Genomic DNA, 15,378 nt, shown 5'->3' with positions numbered 1-15,378 from the left:
ACGGACACAATTTCGAGCAGATCACATGGCAAATCAGACAGCGAAATCCCTCAAGGATGCAGCGGTAGGCTATCTGAAGGCAGGCAGGTATCCTCAAGCTCTGAAGAAGGCGCAGCTGGGCCTTAAGAAGTTCCCGAAAGATACCGACTTTCACGCGATATCGGGTTTCGCTTTGACGGAAATGAAGCAATACCGGAAGTCTATCCCACATTTTGTCGAAGCCTCTCGGATGAAGCCGGACGACCCCCAATTCGCCGAAAACTTAGCGAATGCGCTCATGCAGACCGGGCAAATCGCGCGCGCACTTACTTATGCGGAACAAAAGCTGGTCGAGTTTCCATATAGCGCAGAACTCACACGTGTCCTTGACGAAATTGAGCTTAAGGCTGGCAATTGGCGCGCGATCATTGAGTATGCCAATGAGCGCCTCAGGAAAGAACCGGAAAACGCAAAGTACTACGCCACTCGTGCGCGGGCATATGAAAAGATCGGCTTCGAGGCGGACAGCACTCGCGATACGGATCGGGCATTTGAACTCAGCCCGGATAACACTGCAATCGCCGTCAGAAAAGCTGTGAGCCTACACCAAAGCGGCGACAAACAGAAAAGCGCAGAGTTACTGTGGACCGTGTTGGAACGTGATCCAGAGAGCATTGAAGCCTTGCTACAGCTGTCGGCCATGGCGAGCCGGGATCAAGCCGAGACGCTCTCTGGTCAGGTGGATACGGCAATTGCGGCCGAGGGTCATGTGGTGTCTGAGCTTGAATTTGCCAAAGCACACCTGATCGCAAAACTGCAAGATCTCAGTGCAGCATTGCCGCAATTCGCTCGGGCCAACGCAGCTCAACATAGACTAAGTCCGTATCATTTTGAGAACGAAGAGAAAAAATTCCAGAAGATCTGTGACCTTTTCCCCCAAGACGCAACGCTGCCAACCAGTGGTTCAGAGGGATCACCACTGCCCATCTTTGTAATTGGGCAACCACGCTCGGGCACCTCGCTGATGGAGATGATGTTAAGTTCGATGCCAAACGTATCGGGGTGTGGGGAACTGACTTTGGGTGCGGATCTGTCTTATGCAGCTGTAGAAGAGAAAAAACGCTTCAACTCAGCTGACGCTTTGGAATATGCCAACGAGTTTCGCAGGCTGATGCCGCCCATCGCCGAAAACGCAACCGCTTTTGTCGATAAAATGCCGCATAACTATCAGCGTGTTGGCTTCCTGTTGGCCGCCTTTCCCAATGCCAAGGTCATCAACATGCTGCGCGATCCGCGCGATGTTGGCCTGTCTAAATGGATCAGAAGGTTCCCCGCGGGTGGTATGCGGTACGCCTCAAACCTGAAATCGATTGCGCATTCCGCGAACTTGTACCGCCGCTATATGACCCATTGGAAAGCCGTCTTCGGGGACCGCATTCTAACCATCCCTTACGAAAAGCTGGTTATCGACGCGGAAACCTACAGCAAAAAAGTGGCCAGCTTCTGCGGAATCGAATGGCACGGGGTGATGATGCATCCCGAAAAGAACGCCAAACAGGTGCGCACGGCGAGCATTGATCAGGTCCGGCAAAAAATCTCAACCAACTCGATCGGCGGCTGGCGCGACGTGGCCGAGCATCTTGAACCGATGTTGAAAGGGTTCGATCCGTCGCTTTGGCCCGAATATGATTTCAGCTGATCCTCGTATGTATAAGGCCGCGCCCGGAAAGCGCGGCCTTTTTTGTTGTGCTCTTGGTCTTTACTTCTGCTTGATACGTCCGTCGACATAAGGCTGATAAGGCGCGTTCGCCGCAAGATATTCTGCAGTCACATCCGCAAGATCAGGGCCAAAGTCATAAGCGTTCTTGTCTTCGCCCGAGAACATCTTGTACCCGTCGCCGCCATTGCGGACATAGTTGTTGGTGACCACCAGATAGGTTGCAGCAGGGTCGATCGGCACGAAACCATCTCCGCTGGCGACCATTACCTCGGTGATGCGGCCCTCATTCGGGGCAACCGCAGGGTCCCAGGTGAATGTCAGGCCCGCGACCTGCGGGAACCGGCCTTTCACTTCTTCAACCTGGCTGACACCGTTTTCCAGCGCATCAATGACCCCCTGACCGTTGATCTCAAAGGTTGAGAGCGTATTCTGGAACGGCAGTACCGTCAGCACTTCGCCCATGGTCACGTCGCCGGGATCAATCGAGGCACGCAAACCGCCCGAATTGGCGATGGCAATCTGTGCACCCTGATCCGCAACTCGGGCCAGCATGGCATCTGCTACAAGGTTACCCATCTCGCATTCCTGCACACGGCAAACCGATCGATCGCCTTCGATGGAGGCAGCTGAACTTGCCACAACGCGCTGCTTCATTTCTTCGATAGGCGCGCCCATCTCAGCCACACGGGCGGCGATATCTGCGTTGGGCTCAACCGATGCATCCAGAAGGATCGGTTCGCCTTCAGCTGAGATCAGATTGCCATCATCGTCGAAGGTCAGCGTGACCTCGCCCAGATATTTCGAATAGGCATAGGCCTGAACAACCGGCACATCACCAACCATCGTCGGATATGCCCCCGCGGCACCTTCCTGAGTGTTGGACAGCAGCGTGTGAGAATGGCCGCCAATCACCAGATCAAGACCCGGGACCTTCTCAGCGATCTCAAGATCTTTGGCCAGTCCCACATGGGTAAGCGCGATGACGATGTTGACACCTTCTTGCTGCAAGGCAGCGACATCCGCCGTCAGGCTTTCGATTTCATCCTGAAAAACCACGTCTTCACCGGGGCTGGATGTTTCGACCGTATCGGTCGCCAGTGCCGAAATAATCCCGACTTTCTGACCGCCAACATCCAGAACGACGTGGTTGCCCACTTTGTCCTTCAGCTCAGCCGATGCTGACAGATCCAGATTGCCGGAGATCACCGGAAAGCTGACGGCGTCGATAAATGCGGCAAGACCCTCGGGGCCGTCATCGAACTCATGGTTGCCGACTGCCATGACATCATAGCCGATCGCTTCCATGAACTCGGCCTCTGCGGCACCTTTATAGGTGGTGTAGAACAGCGAGCCCTGAAACGGGTCACCTGCGTCCAGCAGCAGCACGTTGTCGTCCGCTAAAGCGTCGCGCCGGGCATCCACCATTGTCTTGAGGCGCGCAACGCCGCCAAAGCATTTCCCTTCGGCTTCACCTTCGGCGTCACAGGTCGAATCGTATTTGTTTATCGACTCGATGCGGCTGTGAAGGTCATTGGTATGCAAAATGGTCAGTTTGTATTCAGCGGCCGCCATGCCGGCCGTCAGTGCCAGCGCAGCTGCCGATGTCATGAATCGGGTGAACATATTGAAACTCCCTGTCGTTGATTAACAGGATCGTGCGACGGGCGAGGCAAAGAGTCAAAGGGGGAAATCCGGCTTGATTCTACCCGCCGCGCGGGGCATCAGGACCATATGCTTATCTACAAGATTTTCCGGGCGGACGAATGGGCCGCACTGCAGGCACAGGGCGCATCCGACGGCGCGCCCATCGATATCACTGACGGGTATGTACATTTTTCAACGGCCAAGCAGGCGGCGGAAACGGCGGCCAAGCACTTTGCCGGCGTTGAAGGCCTAACCCTACTTGCCTGCGATGCAGAGGCGATGGGCGATGATCTGAAATGGGAAGTGTCGCGCGGCGGTGCCCTTTTCCCCCATCTCTACCGGCAGATCCGTATGACAGACGTTGTTTGGGCGCGTGACCTGCCGTTCGATGGACAGGCTCATCAGTTTCCAAAAGAAATGGTGTGATCGTGTTGATCAAAGCAGGAAAACATCCCGAACCCTGCGACCTGACCCAGCACACGTGTTCTTCTTCTACGGCCCAAATTGGACCCCTTTCCAAATGAACCTGACCGAGAAAATAGGCCTCGCCCTCCTGCATCGTTTTGACCCCGAAACCGCTCATGGCCTGTCGATCAAAGTGTTGAAGTCGGGGTTGGCGCCCGCGCCGGGTCCTGTGACCTCGCCCCGTCTGAAGACGCAGATTGCCGGCCTTAAGCTTCCCAACCCTGTGGGGCTGGCCGCCGGGTTTGATAAGAATGGCGAGGTGTTGGCCCCGCTGTCCCGCGCTGGATTTGGCTTTATCGAAGTGGGGGCCGTTACGCCGCGCCCACAGCCGGGCAATCCCAGACCGCGCCTGTTCCGCCTGTCCGAACACAAGGCCGCCATCAACCGGTTCGGCTTTAACAATGCCGGGATGGAGGTCATGGCCGAGCGTCTGTCCAACCGCCCCGCGGATGCGGTGATCGGCCTTAATCTGGGTGCGAACAAAGACAGCGACGACCGCCCCGGCGATTTCGCAAAGGTGCTGGCGCATTGCGAGGCCTATCTTGATTTCGCGACCGTGAATGTCTCATCCCCAAACACCGAAAAACTACGCGACCTGCAGGGCAAGGCTGCGCTTGGTGCGTTGCTGGGCGGCGTTGTTGAGACACGCGACGCCCTGCCTCGCCGGTTGCCGATCTTTCTCAAAATCGCGCCGGATCTGACCGAAGCCGAGTTGGAAGACATCGCCGAAGTCGCGAAAGAAACCGGCGTGGATGCGGTCATCGCCACTAACACCACCCTGTCGCGCGAGGGCCTGCGTAGCCCTCACAAGGGCGAAACCGGCGGGCTGTCCGGCGCGCCTTTGTTTGAAAAATCTACGCGGGTGCTGGCGAAACTCAGTGAGCTGACGCAGGGCGAAATCCCGTTGATCGGCGTTGGTGGTATTGGGAATGCTGAACAGGCCTATGCCAAAATCTGTGCCGGGGCATCTGCGGTTCAGTTCTATACGGCGATGGTTTACGGCGGCATCTCGCTGGCTGCCGATATCGCAAAAGGGTTGGACGATTTGCTAGCGCGCGACGGGTTCGACACCGTTTCTCAGGCCGTGGGCAGCAAACGAAAGGACTGGCTGTGATCGAATATTGGCACAATCCACGTTGTTCAAAATCGCGCGCGGGCCTGGCTCTGCTGGAAGAACGTGGCGCGCAGATCAGCGTGCGTAAATACCTTGAAGATGCGCCCTCGGCCGAGGAACTGCGCGCAGCTCGCGCATTGCTGGGTGTTCCCGTGATCGATATGATGCGCAGCGGAGAGACCCGTTTCAAAGAGCTGGGGCTGACCAAAACCAGCAGCGAAGATGATCTGATCAACGCGATGGCCGAGAATCCAATCCTGATCGAGCGTCCCTTGGCCTTTACCAAAGCCTGCGCCGCAATCGGACGCCCAACTGAGAACCTGTTAGCGCTGCTTTAGGCCACCTGCGCCTCAAGCTTCGGATAGCGCGCGCCGAGTGTCGCGCCGCGTGCAATGTTCAGGATCATCAGCGCGGCCCACAGCCCGTGATTACCCAACAGTGGTACAAGAACAAACAGCGCTACGATGTAGATACCAACCGATTGGATCATCGCATTCCGCATCGAACGTGTCCATGTCGCCCCGATGTAAATACCATCCAGCATCCAGCTGGCGACGCCAATCAGAGGCGCGATTGCGGCCCAGAACAGGAACTCTCGCCCCGCTGCACGCACGTCGGGAGATGTCGACATCAGATCAATCAGGGCGGGACCCGCGACAAAGTAAAAAACCGTCAGCGCAACTGCGCCACCCACGCCCCACTGGGACGCCATGATTGACGCGCGCCTGACCCTGAGCCGATCCCGCGCGCCAACGGCGCCTCCGACCAGCGCCTCGGCTGAAAATGCGAAACCATCCAGCGCAAAGGCCGTGATTTCGAGGAACTGCAGCAATATCTGGTTGGCAGCCAGATTCACGTCCCCCAGATCGGAGCCCACGAAAAGAAAGGTTGTAAAGGCCCCGGTCAACAGAACCGAGCGTATCATGATATCGCCGTTGACCTGCATCATGCGACGCAGGCGCGCGGCGTCGAAGATGCGGGACCAGTTGCACCACTGACTGCCCGCAAAGGCATCCCCGCACAGCCAAAGCCCCAGCGCCAGCCCCGTCCATTCCGCGATCAGGGTTGCAACCGCCACCCCTTCGACGCCCCAGCCCAGCCCCAACACGAACCACAGGTCCAACAGGATGTTCAGACCATTCATCCAGACCTGCAGCACAAACACCCCGCGGGTGCGCTCGACCGCAATCAGCCAGCCGGTAATCGCATAGAGCGCAATGGTGGCAGGCGCGCCCCAGATGCGTATCTGCAAATAGTCTCGCGTCAGGCTCTCGACCTCGGGGCTGGCGGGGGACAGGGCAAAGGCGCCCGCGAATAAGGCCACCTGCATCAAGACAAAGAGCAGCCCGGCGGCGCCCCCCAGCAGCAGACCGCGCATCAGCAGGGCGCTGGTCTCATCGGTATCCCCTTCGCCACGTGCCTGTGCCGCCAAACCTGTGGTACCCATCCTGAGAAAGCCAAACACCCAATAGATCGCCGACAGGATAACGGCCCCCATGCCAACCGCACCGATCGGGGCCGCCTGCCCCATCTGCCCTACGACACCTGTATCCACGGCCCCCAAAATGGGAACGGTTGCATTCGATAGCACAATCGGGCCGGCAATTTTGAGAATGCGGCAGTGGGTGATCGGTGCAGAAGTACTCTGCATGTTCAGGGCATGTCCGGCGTGGGTTGAGGCATCAGGAAATGACCCGTCGCCTGCGCGAAGGGTCTGTCGTGATTGTCCTGCCACGCCTCGGCCCGGACAGAGGCATAGCGCCGCCCTGACCGGCTGACAAAGGCCCGTGCATAAGCATCACGCGGCAGACCCGAGCGCAGATAGTCGACCGTGAAGTCGATGGTTTTGGGAAACCGGATCGTGTCGTCCTTCAGCAGGTCGCTGGCGTCAATCTCGCCGCTTTCGATCTTGGGAAACATATGCGACCAACTCAGCGTGATAACGGCCGTGACCTCGAGAAATGCGGCTGTCACGCCTCCGTGCAGCGCGGGCAACATCGGGTTGCCAATCAGCTTTTCATCGAAATTCAGCACTCCGGTCAATTCATCACCGCGCCGGTCAAAGCTGATATCGAGGAACCGGATATAGGGCACACCTTCAACAAGCGCCTTCAGCGCGGCATCCCGGCGCTGTTTGACGATCTGGATTGGTTCGGGACGGGGACGTGCCATTCAAGCCCCCGCAACCGTGAACGCACCCGAAGCCGTGGCGACAGGTCGGTCTGTGTCATCATCCATCGCGGTGGCGCGCACAAAGGCCACGTTCCGCGTGATATGATAGCACGAGGCACGCGTCACGATCGTCTGACCCGGTGTCGCTGCGCGCATATAATCGATACGCAGATCAATGGTCGCGGTCGCCCCCGGGGCCGAGGGATGGCTCATAACGGCTGCTCCACAGCACGTATCCAGCATGGTCGACACCGCCCCGCCATGGATGACACCGGTCCTTGGGTCACCAACCAGTTCTTTGTTGTACGCCATGGCGATCTCTGCCTCACCAGCCCCGATATGGGTCAACGATAGGCCTAGGGCCCGCGCATGGGGGATCGCCTCGATGAACTGGCGCGCAAACACTGACTTGTCGACCATTGGTATGTGTCCTCTCGTCTCCTTCTACTTTATGAGCCGTCCGAGCGGCAAAGAGCAAGCCCGCCTGTTGCGCTTGGAGGCATGACGCCATAGGCTGCCGCCGAGGAGACCAGGGATGTCCGACAAACGTTTGTCCTTCAAAGAGATGTGCACCGAGTTTGATGTCACGCCTCGCACATTGCGTTACTACGAGTATATCGAACTGCTGCAGCCGGACCGAGATGGTCGCTCGCGGTTTTATGGAGCCCGTGAGCGCGCGCGGATGGAGCTGATCATGCGGGGACGCAGGTTCGGATTTCCACTAGAAGAAATTCGTCAGTGGTTGCTGATCTACGAAGACAAAGGCAACCGCGCGCAGATGGAAGCCTTTGTCGAAATGGCAGACCGGCAGATGGACGAGCTGCGGCAGCAGCGACGGCAGCTGGACGAAGCGCTGGACGAACTGACCCGCCTGCGGGATCAGACAGCCAACTCGCTGCAATAGGCATCAACTAACTTCGTCAGGCGTTTGCACACAGCCCGTCACAACGACTTTGCGCTATGCGGCCCATCAAAGTCGTTTTCGACTTGACCTAAGGGCAATAAAATTATCTGCAGACTGCTTAACGCGACCGGATGTTACGTCAACTTATTTGTGACGTAGCGTCCCCATTACGTAAACGTCATCTACATGTTGTAAAGCGGGTACCAACTGCGCAACTCATGCCGCACAACGCCAGCGATGAGAGTGTTAACTGATGACCGAAGACCTGATGACCATCCGCGAAATGTGCGAGACCTACGACGTCACGCCCAGAACGTTGCGGTTCTATGAGGCCAAGGAGCTTCTGTTTCCAATCCGCGAAGGGCAGAAGCGCCTATTCACGAAACGAGATCGGGCGCGCCTCAAACTAATCCTGCGCGGCAAACGTTTTGGGTTCAGTCTTGAAGAAATTCGCCAGCTTCTGGACTTGTACCATGTGGGCGATCAACAGCTGACGCAAATGTCTCGCACCTACGAGATTGCTTGTGAGCGTTTAGCCGACATGGAATCGCGCCGCGAAGAGCTGTCGCAAGCCATCAATGACCTGAAAGAGCAGTTGCGCTGGGGCGAAAAAGTCATCGCCTCGATGAAACAAGAAAAGAAGGCGGCCGAGTAAAACCAGCCGCCCCGGACATCTGAATTAAGGGAGTTTCAAATGCCCGTTTACAACGCACCAACCAAAGATATGCAGTTCATTCTGCACGATGTTCTGAAAGTCTCGGAATCGAATATTCCGGGGTACAGCGATCTTGAAGCAGAATTCACTGGCGCCGTGCTGGAAGAAGCAGGCAAGGTGGCGACCAATGTTCTGCATCCGCTGAACGTGGTCGGTGACGCCGAAGGTTGCAGGTTGGAAAACGGGATTGTCTACACTCCTACAGGCTTCAAAGACGCCTTCGAGCAGATGAAGGAGGGTGGCTGGACTGGCCTCGACATGCCGGAAGAGTATGGCGGCCAGAGCATGCCCTATGTGATCGGTACAGCAGTGGGCGAGATGTTCTCGGGCTCCAATCAGGCCTTCACGATGTATCAGGGCCTGACCCATGGTGCGGCATCGGCCATTCTGGCGCACGGGTCGGATGAGCAGAAGAACAAATACCTGCCCAACATGGTCAGCTGTGAATGGACCGGTACCATGAACCTGACCGAACCGCATTGTGGCACCGATCTGGGGCTGATGCGCACCAAAGCAGAGCCGCAAGGTGATGGCAGCTACAAGATTTCTGGCCAGAAGATCTTTATCTCCGCTGGCGATCACGACATGGCCGACAACATCATCCATCTGGTGCTGGCCAAGATTCCCGGCGGCCCCGAGGGGATCAAGGGCGTGTCGCTGTTCATAGTGCCAAAGTTCCTCGTGAACGAAGACGGCAGCCTGGGTGAACGCAACGGTGTCTCGGTCGGCAAGATCGAAGAGAAAATGGGCATACATGGCAACTCGACCTGCGTTATGAACTATGACGAAGCCACCGGCTGGCTGCTGGGCGAGGAACACAAGGGCATGCGCGCCATGTTCACCATGATGAACGAGGCGCGTCTGGGTGTGGGCATGCAGGGGCTGTCCCAAGCCGAGGCTGCGTTCCAGAACGCGCTGGAGTATGCCAAGGACCGTCTGCAGGGGCGTGACGTAACCGGCGTGAAAAACCCGGACGGCCCCGCCGATCCACTGATCGTGCATCCGGACATCCGCCGCAACCTGATGGACCAGAAAAGCTTCACCGAAGGCGCCCGCGCGTTCATCCTGTGGGGCGCGACGATGATCGACAAGGCGCATCGGTCGGGTGACAAGGACGCGGACGGGCTGATCTCGTTGCTGACCCCGGTCATCAAGGGCTTCCTGACCGATGAGGGGTACGACATGACCGTTCAGGCCCAGCAGGTCTATGGCGGCCACGGTTACATCGAAGAATGGGGTATGTCACAATACACCCGCGACGCGCGGATTGCGATGATCTATGAGGGTGCAAATGGCGTACAGGCGCTGGACCTTGTGGGCCGTAAGCTGGCGCAGGATGGTGGCAAGCACGTCATGGCCTTCTTCGACATGGTCAAAACCTTCTGCAAGGAAAACGGCGGCAAGGACGACGCTTATGACAAGGCCTTCATCGAACCGTTGAAAGCCGCCTCAAAAGACCTGCAAGCCGCTGGCATGTATTTCATGCAGGAGGGCATGAAGAACCCCAACAACGCTCTGGCTGGCTCCTATGACTTCATGCATATGTTTGGCCATGTCTGCCTAGGCCTGATGTGGGCGCAGATGGCCAAAGCCGCTCAAGACGCGTTGGATGGTGGTGCCTCGGACAAAGAGTTCTACGAAACCAAGATCAACACTGGCCGCTTCTACATGGCGCGCCGCCTGCCGGCGACCGCCATGCATCTCGCCCGCATTCAGACCGGTGCAGACACGGTAATGGCACTGGACGCGGCGAATTTCTGATCTGAGTGTGGGGCTCGGGCCTCGCGGTCCGGGCCCTCATTACAAGGAGACACGATGCCAAAACGCTTTCGCCTGACCCGCCGCTTTCCGGTCGCGATGACCGAAGACGGCTATCGTCGGCTCAGAGGCTTTGCCCGTGAGGCCGGTCTGGACGAAGGCGAAGCCCTGTCTTTTCTTTTCGAAAACTTCAACAGTCTGATTGATGAGGACAACCTAACCCGACGCCTCAGGGTTTTTAACTCGGAACTGGAAGCGCGCAAACGCTAAGAGCTTGGTTGGGAAAAATAATTTTGAATGCACCACGGGAGGGGGCATCACATGACCATAAAACTTCACTGTTTTGGAGAAAGCGGTAACTCGTACAAAGCCGCGCTGGCGCTCGAGATGTCGGGGCTGGAATGGGAGCCGGTTTTTGTCGACTTTTTCAATGGCGTAACACGCACCCCCGAATACCGTGCCGACGTGAATGAAATGGGTGAAGTGCCCGTCATGATCGACGGTGATTTCCGCACCTCCCAGTCCGGAGCCATTCAGGCCTATGTGACGGAAAAGTCCGGCAAGTTCGGCGGCGGCAACCGGGAAGAGAACTATGACATCTTCCGCTGGGTTCTGTGGGACAACCACAAGCTCAGCTCGATGGCAGGGTTGACGCGTTTTCTGATCAACTTCCTGCCAGAGGAACATCGCAACCCGGATGTCATCGCCTTTAACCAAGGCCGTTTGAAAGCCGCTTATCAAGTGTTGAATAACCATCTGGATGGCCGCGACTGGATCGTTGGCGATGGCGTTACCAATGCCGATCTCAGCTGCTGCGGCTATCTCTACTATCCTGAACCATTCGGCTTTGACCGCGCTGACTGGCCCCATATCGATGCCTGGCTGACACGCCTCAGCGAACAGCCTGGCTGGAAAGCCCCCTACGACCTGATGCCCGGCAACCCGTCGGATCGCGCTTAAGGAGACCCCCATGACCGAAGCCTATATCTATGACGCCATACGCACCCCGCGCGGCAAGGGCCGTAAGGACGGCAGCCTGCACGAGGTGACCTCGGTGCGCCTGTCTGCCGTGACCCTGAACGCGATGAAAGAGCGGAACAATCTGGAAGGCCACGCTGTTGAAGATGTAATCTGGGGCAACGTCACTCAGGTAAAAGAACAAGGCGGCTGCCTTGCACGTTCGGCGGTTCTTGCATCAGACCTTGATCAATCGATCCCCGGCCTCGCGATAAATCGGTTCTGCGCCTCGGGTATGGAAGCCGTGAACTTGGCCGCAAATCAGGTCAAAGGTGGCGCAGGCGACGCTTATATCGCGGGTGGTGTAGAAATGATGGGCCGCGTGGCCATGGGCAGCGACGGCGCAGCAATTGCAGTAGACCCGACGCTGGCAATGGACAGTTATTTCGTGCCGCAAGGGATCTCGGCGGACATTATCGCAACCGAGTATGGTTTCAGCAGGGATGACGCCGATGCGTTGGCCGTGGAATCGCAGAAACGTGCCGCAAAAGCTTGGGAAGAAAACCGGTTCGAAAAATCGGTTATATCGGTCAAAGATCAAAACGGCCTCACCATTCTGGACCGCGACGAATATATGCGCCCCGGCACCGATATGCAGTCACTTGGCGCCCTAAACCCGTCGTTTCAGATGATGGGCGAGCAGATGCCCGGCTTCGACAAGGTCGCGATGATCAAATACCCGCATCTTGAGCGGATCAACCATATCCACCACGCGGGCAACAGCTCGGGCATCGTAGACGGGTCCGCTGCGGTTTTGATCGGTAACAAAGAGTTCGGCGAAAAATACGGGCTCAAACCACGCGCACGCATCAAGGCGACCGCCAAGATCGGCACCGACCCGACCATTATGCTGACCGGCCCGGTTCCGGTGACCGAGAAAATCCTTGCCGATAACGGTATGAAGATCAGCGATCTGGACCTGTTCGAAGTGAACGAAGCCTTCGCTTCTGTTGTGCTCCGGTTCCAGCAGGCATTCAATGTCGACCCTGAACTAGTCAACGTCAACGGCGGCTCGATCGCTATGGGTCACCCACTGGGCGCAACCGGTGCGATGATCATCGGAACACTGCTGGATGAGCTGGAGCGTCAGGACAAGGAAACCGGTCTGGCTACGCTTTGCATTGCGTCCGGCATGGGTGCGGCTACAATTATCGAGCGTGTCTGATGCCCAAAATTGATCTTTCCAAAATCCCGTTTCGGAACGGTTCGGGCTATCCCGGCAAGCTGGCTAAAGCAGGCGACGACCGCTATGTGCAACCTTTGGGCGACGCGAACGGCCTGACCCAATTTGGGGTCAATATTGTGCGGTTAGAGCCAAATGGCCTGTCCTCGTTGCGCCACTACCACATGGAGCAGGATGAGTTCGCCATCATGCTCAGCGGCACATGCGTGCTAATCGACGACGATGGTGAGCATGAGATGCTGCCCGGCGACTGCGCCGCGTGGCCCGCCGGTGACGCCAATGGCCACCACCTTGTGAACAAATCCGATGCGCCCGCGAGTTTTTTGGTGGTAGGTACCCGTACCCCGACTGAGACCGGCTACTACAGCGACATAGATATGATGGTGAAGTTTGAGGGCGATGACTTTCGCTTTACCCGTAAGGACGGCAGCCCGCTGACGGCTGACCAGATTGGAGATGACAATGACTGACTTCACTCTGACCAAAGACGCCGACGGCGTTGCAATCGTCACCTGGGACGCGCAGGGCAAATCCATGAACGTCCTGACCCGCGAGGCATTTCAGGAAGTCAGCGCGCTGATCGATCAAGCGCTGGAAGATGACGAGGTCAAAGGCATTGTCATCACCTCGGGCAAAGAAGGGTCTTTTGCCGGTGGCATGGACCTGGGCACGCTGGCTACGATCCGCGAAGAAGCAGGTGATGAGCCTGCGCAGGCCCTGTTCGATTTCGTCATGGGCGGGCATCACATCCTGCGCAAACTGGAACTGGCCGGGATGGACCCCAAGACCAAAAAAGGCGGCAAGCCGGTGGCCTGCGCTATCAATGGCACCTGCGCCGGGATAGGGACTGAGATTGCTCTGGCCTGTCATTACCGCGTGATGACCACCAACCCGAAATCCAAAATCGGATTGCCCGAAATTCTGCTGGGCATCTTCCCAGGTGGTGGCGGCACCATGCGCTATAGCCGTATGGTTGGCGCGATGGCAGCGGCTCCGGTCTTACTGGAAGGCAAAATGATGGATCCGGGCAAGGCCAAAGGCGCGCAGTTGATCGACGCCGTGGCGGATGATCCGGTCGCAGCGGCCAAGGAATGGGTTCTGAACGCCAAGGATGCTGATCTGGTGAAGCCATGGGATGCCAAGGGCTACAAAATGCCCGGTGGCGCGCCCTACCACCCCGCGGGTTTCATGACCTTTGTCGGTGCCAGCGCGATGGTCAACGGCAAGACCCAAGGCGCATTCCCGGCAGCCAAGGCCTTGCTGAGTTCGATCTATGAAGGCGCGCTGGTTGACTTCGACACTGCGCTGAAGATCGAAGCACGCTGGTTTACCAATGTACTGATGAACCCGTCCTCGTCAGCCATGATCCGGTCGTTGTTCCTAAATAAGGAAGCGTTGGAGAAAGGCGCGGTGCGGCCCAAGGATGTGCCCGATCAGCGGGTCAAAAAGATCGGCGTTCTGGGCGCAGGCATGATGGGGGCTGGCATCGCTTTGGTCTCGGCTCAGGCCGGTATGGAGGTTGTTCTGATCGACCGGGATCAAGAGGCGGCGGACAAGGGCAAGGCCTATACCGAGGACTATCTGGACAAGGGTATCAAACGCGGCAAGGTCACGGCTGAAAAGAAAGAGGCTATGCTGGGTCAGATCACAGCGACCCCAGACTTGGATCATCTCAAGGGCTGCGATCTGATCATCGAAGCCGTGTTTGAGGACCCCGGCGTCAAGGCCGAGATGACCAAGAAGGTCGAGGCGATCATCCCCGAGGACTGCATCTTTGCCTCAAACACCTCGACCCTGCCGATCACCGATCTGGCGAAAGCCTCAGTACGGCCCGAACAGTTCATCGGCATCCACTTCTTCTCACCGGTCGAGAAGATGTTCCTGGTTGAGATCATCAAAGGCAAGGAAACCGGCGATCGTGCGGTGGCCAAGGCGCTAGACTATGTGCGCCAAATCCGAAAAACGCCGATCGTGGTCAACGATGCGCGTTTCTTCTACGCCAACCGCTGCATCATCCCCTACATCAACGAGGGCGTGCGGATGATCGCCGAAGGCGTAAGCCCGGTTCTGATCGACAACGCTGCGCGTCAGCTGGGCTTCCCGGTGGGCCCAATCCAACTGACGGATGAGACCTCGATTGATCTGGGCGCCAAGATTGCACGTGCCACCAAGGCCGCGATGGGCAATGCTTATCCGGAAAGCCCATCGGACGATCTGATCTTCTGGATGGAAGACCAGGGTCGCTTGGGCCGCAAGGCGAATGCAGGCTTCTTCGACTATGACGACAAGGGCAAGCGCATCGAGTATTGGAAAGGTCTGCAGGACAAGTACCCGCAGTCTGATGAACAGCCCGACCTGATCGAAGTGCAGGAACGCCTCATGTTTGCGCAGGTTCTGGAAGCCGTTCGTGCGCTGGAGGAAGGTGTTCTGGAAGATATCCGTGAAGGCGACGTCGGTGCCATTCTGGGCTGGGGCTTTGCACCCTGGTCCGGCGGCCCGCTGAGCTGGCTGGACATCATCGGTACGCCCTACGCCGCAAAGCGCTGCGATCAGTTGGCCGAGGCTTACGGGGACCGCTTTGCCTGCCCTCCATTGCTGCGTGAAATGGCCGAGAAAGGTCAAAGTTTCTACGCACGCTTCGATCCTGAAGCAAAAGCCGCCTAAATGACATGCAGGCGCGCCCCACCGCGCGCCTGCCATCACTTCT

At 57.6% G+C, this 15,378-nt stretch carries 16 protein-coding genes; 12 read left to right on the top strand and 4 right to left on the bottom strand.

Going from position 1 to position 15,378, the window contains the following annotated elements; all coding sequences use genetic code 11:
* The first annotated feature begins 25 nt into the window (after positions 1–25).
* The gene (locus ACR0I7_RS01190; RefSeq protein ID WP_480507615.1) at positions 26–1,678 is read left to right on the top strand and encodes a tetratricopeptide repeat-containing sulfotransferase family protein; all 1,653 of its coding nucleotides are present in this window, start codon (positions 26–28) and stop codon (positions 1,676–1,678) included.
* 60 nt (positions 1,679–1,738) lie between these two features.
* Here the strand turns inward: ACR0I7_RS01190 and ACR0I7_RS01185 are convergent, their stop codons facing one another.
* Positions 1,739–3,322, bottom strand: a complete 1,584-nt coding sequence (locus ACR0I7_RS01185; RefSeq protein WP_480507613.1) for a bifunctional metallophosphatase/5'-nucleotidase — start codon at positions 3,320–3,322, stop codon at positions 1,739–1,741.
* 108 nt (positions 3,323–3,430) lie between these two features.
* Between ACR0I7_RS01185 and ACR0I7_RS01180 the strand changes: the two genes are divergently transcribed.
* From ACR0I7_RS01180 to arsC, 3 genes are all read left to right on the top strand, one after another.
* The gene (locus ACR0I7_RS01180; protein ID WP_480507611.1) at positions 3,431–3,769 is read left to right on the top strand and encodes a DUF952 domain-containing protein; all 339 of its coding nucleotides are present in this window, start codon (positions 3,431–3,433) and stop codon (positions 3,767–3,769) included.
* A 94-nt stretch (positions 3,770–3,863) separates the two neighbouring features.
* Positions 3,864–4,922: a quinone-dependent dihydroorotate dehydrogenase gene (locus tag ACR0I7_RS01175; RefSeq protein ID WP_480507609.1), complete on the top strand. Its 1,059-nt coding sequence runs from the start codon at positions 3,864–3,866 to the stop codon at positions 4,920–4,922.
* The gene (gene arsC, locus ACR0I7_RS01170) at positions 4,919–5,260 is read left to right on the top strand and encodes an arsenate reductase (glutaredoxin) (protein WP_480507607.1); all 342 of its coding nucleotides are present in this window, start codon (positions 4,919–4,921) and stop codon (positions 5,258–5,260) included. The genes ACR0I7_RS01175 and arsC overlap by 4 nt, the downstream gene beginning before the upstream one ends.
* Here arsC and ACR0I7_RS01165 read toward each other — a convergent pair.
* From ACR0I7_RS01165 to ACR0I7_RS01155, 3 genes are read right to left on the bottom strand one after another with little or no spacing between them, the layout of a single operon-like run.
* Positions 5,257–6,573: an MATE family efflux transporter gene (locus ACR0I7_RS01165; RefSeq protein ID WP_480507605.1), complete on the bottom strand. Its 1,317-nt coding sequence runs from the start codon at positions 6,571–6,573 to the stop codon at positions 5,257–5,259. The two genes, arsC and ACR0I7_RS01165, sit on opposite strands and share 4 nt — an antisense overlap.
* Positions 6,574–6,575: 2 nt before the next feature.
* Positions 6,576–7,094 carry a PaaI family thioesterase gene (locus tag ACR0I7_RS01160; RefSeq protein WP_480507603.1) on the bottom strand — a complete coding sequence of 173 codons (519 nt, stop codon included), beginning with the start codon at positions 7,092–7,094 and terminating at the stop codon, positions 6,576–6,578.
* Entirely contained in the window at positions 7,095–7,514 is a 420-nt protein-coding gene (locus ACR0I7_RS01155) for a PaaI family thioesterase (protein ID WP_480507601.1), read from the bottom strand. It lies immediately after the preceding gene.
* Between the two features lie 115 nt (positions 7,515–7,629).
* On the opposite strand from ACR0I7_RS01155, the gene ACR0I7_RS01150 reads away from it, so the two are divergent.
* The 8 genes from ACR0I7_RS01150 (at position 7,630) to ACR0I7_RS01115 (ending at position 15,335) form a co-directional block, all read left to right on the top strand.
* A complete protein-coding gene (locus tag ACR0I7_RS01150; RefSeq protein ID WP_480507599.1) occupies positions 7,630–7,998 on the top strand; it encodes a MerR family transcriptional regulator in 369 nt (122 codons plus the stop codon).
* A 253-nt stretch (positions 7,999–8,251) separates the two neighbouring features.
* Complete coding sequence (locus ACR0I7_RS01145; protein WP_480507598.1) at positions 8,252–8,653, top strand: MerR family transcriptional regulator; 402 nt, start codon at positions 8,252–8,254, stop codon at positions 8,651–8,653.
* Between the two features lie 39 nt (positions 8,654–8,692).
* The gene (locus ACR0I7_RS01140; protein ID WP_480507596.1) at positions 8,693–10,474 is read left to right on the top strand and encodes an acyl-CoA dehydrogenase C-terminal domain-containing protein; all 1,782 of its coding nucleotides are present in this window, start codon (positions 8,693–8,695) and stop codon (positions 10,472–10,474) included.
* A 54-nt stretch (positions 10,475–10,528) separates the two neighbouring features.
* Positions 10,529–10,741, top strand: coding sequence for a hypothetical protein (locus tag ACR0I7_RS01135; RefSeq protein ID WP_480507594.1), 213 nt, complete (start codon positions 10,529–10,531; stop codon positions 10,739–10,741).
* 51 nt (positions 10,742–10,792) lie between these two features.
* Complete coding sequence (locus ACR0I7_RS01130; protein ID WP_480507592.1) at positions 10,793–11,431, top strand: glutathione S-transferase family protein; 639 nt, start codon at positions 10,793–10,795, stop codon at positions 11,429–11,431.
* Positions 11,432–11,441: 10 nt separating this feature from the next.
* Positions 11,442–12,653: an acetyl-CoA C-acetyltransferase gene (locus tag ACR0I7_RS01125; RefSeq protein ID WP_480507590.1), complete on the top strand. Its 1,212-nt coding sequence runs from the start codon at positions 11,442–11,444 to the stop codon at positions 12,651–12,653.
* Positions 12,653–13,141 carry a cupin domain-containing protein gene (locus ACR0I7_RS01120; RefSeq protein WP_480507588.1) on the top strand — a complete coding sequence of 163 codons (489 nt, stop codon included), beginning with the start codon at positions 12,653–12,655 and terminating at the stop codon, positions 13,139–13,141. Before ACR0I7_RS01125 ends, ACR0I7_RS01120 begins: the two co-directional genes overlap by 1 nt.
* Positions 13,134–15,335: a 3-hydroxyacyl-CoA dehydrogenase NAD-binding domain-containing protein gene (locus ACR0I7_RS01115; protein ID WP_480507586.1), complete on the top strand. Its 2,202-nt coding sequence runs from the start codon at positions 13,134–13,136 to the stop codon at positions 15,333–15,335. The genes ACR0I7_RS01120 and ACR0I7_RS01115 overlap by 8 nt, the downstream gene beginning before the upstream one ends.
* Positions 15,336–15,378 lie beyond the last annotated feature (43 nt).

The organism is Ruegeria sp. AM1, assembly GCF_056540745.1.
The sequence above is the reverse complement of the archived record's forward strand: the minus strand, read 5'-3'. Positions and strand labels throughout refer to the sequence as shown.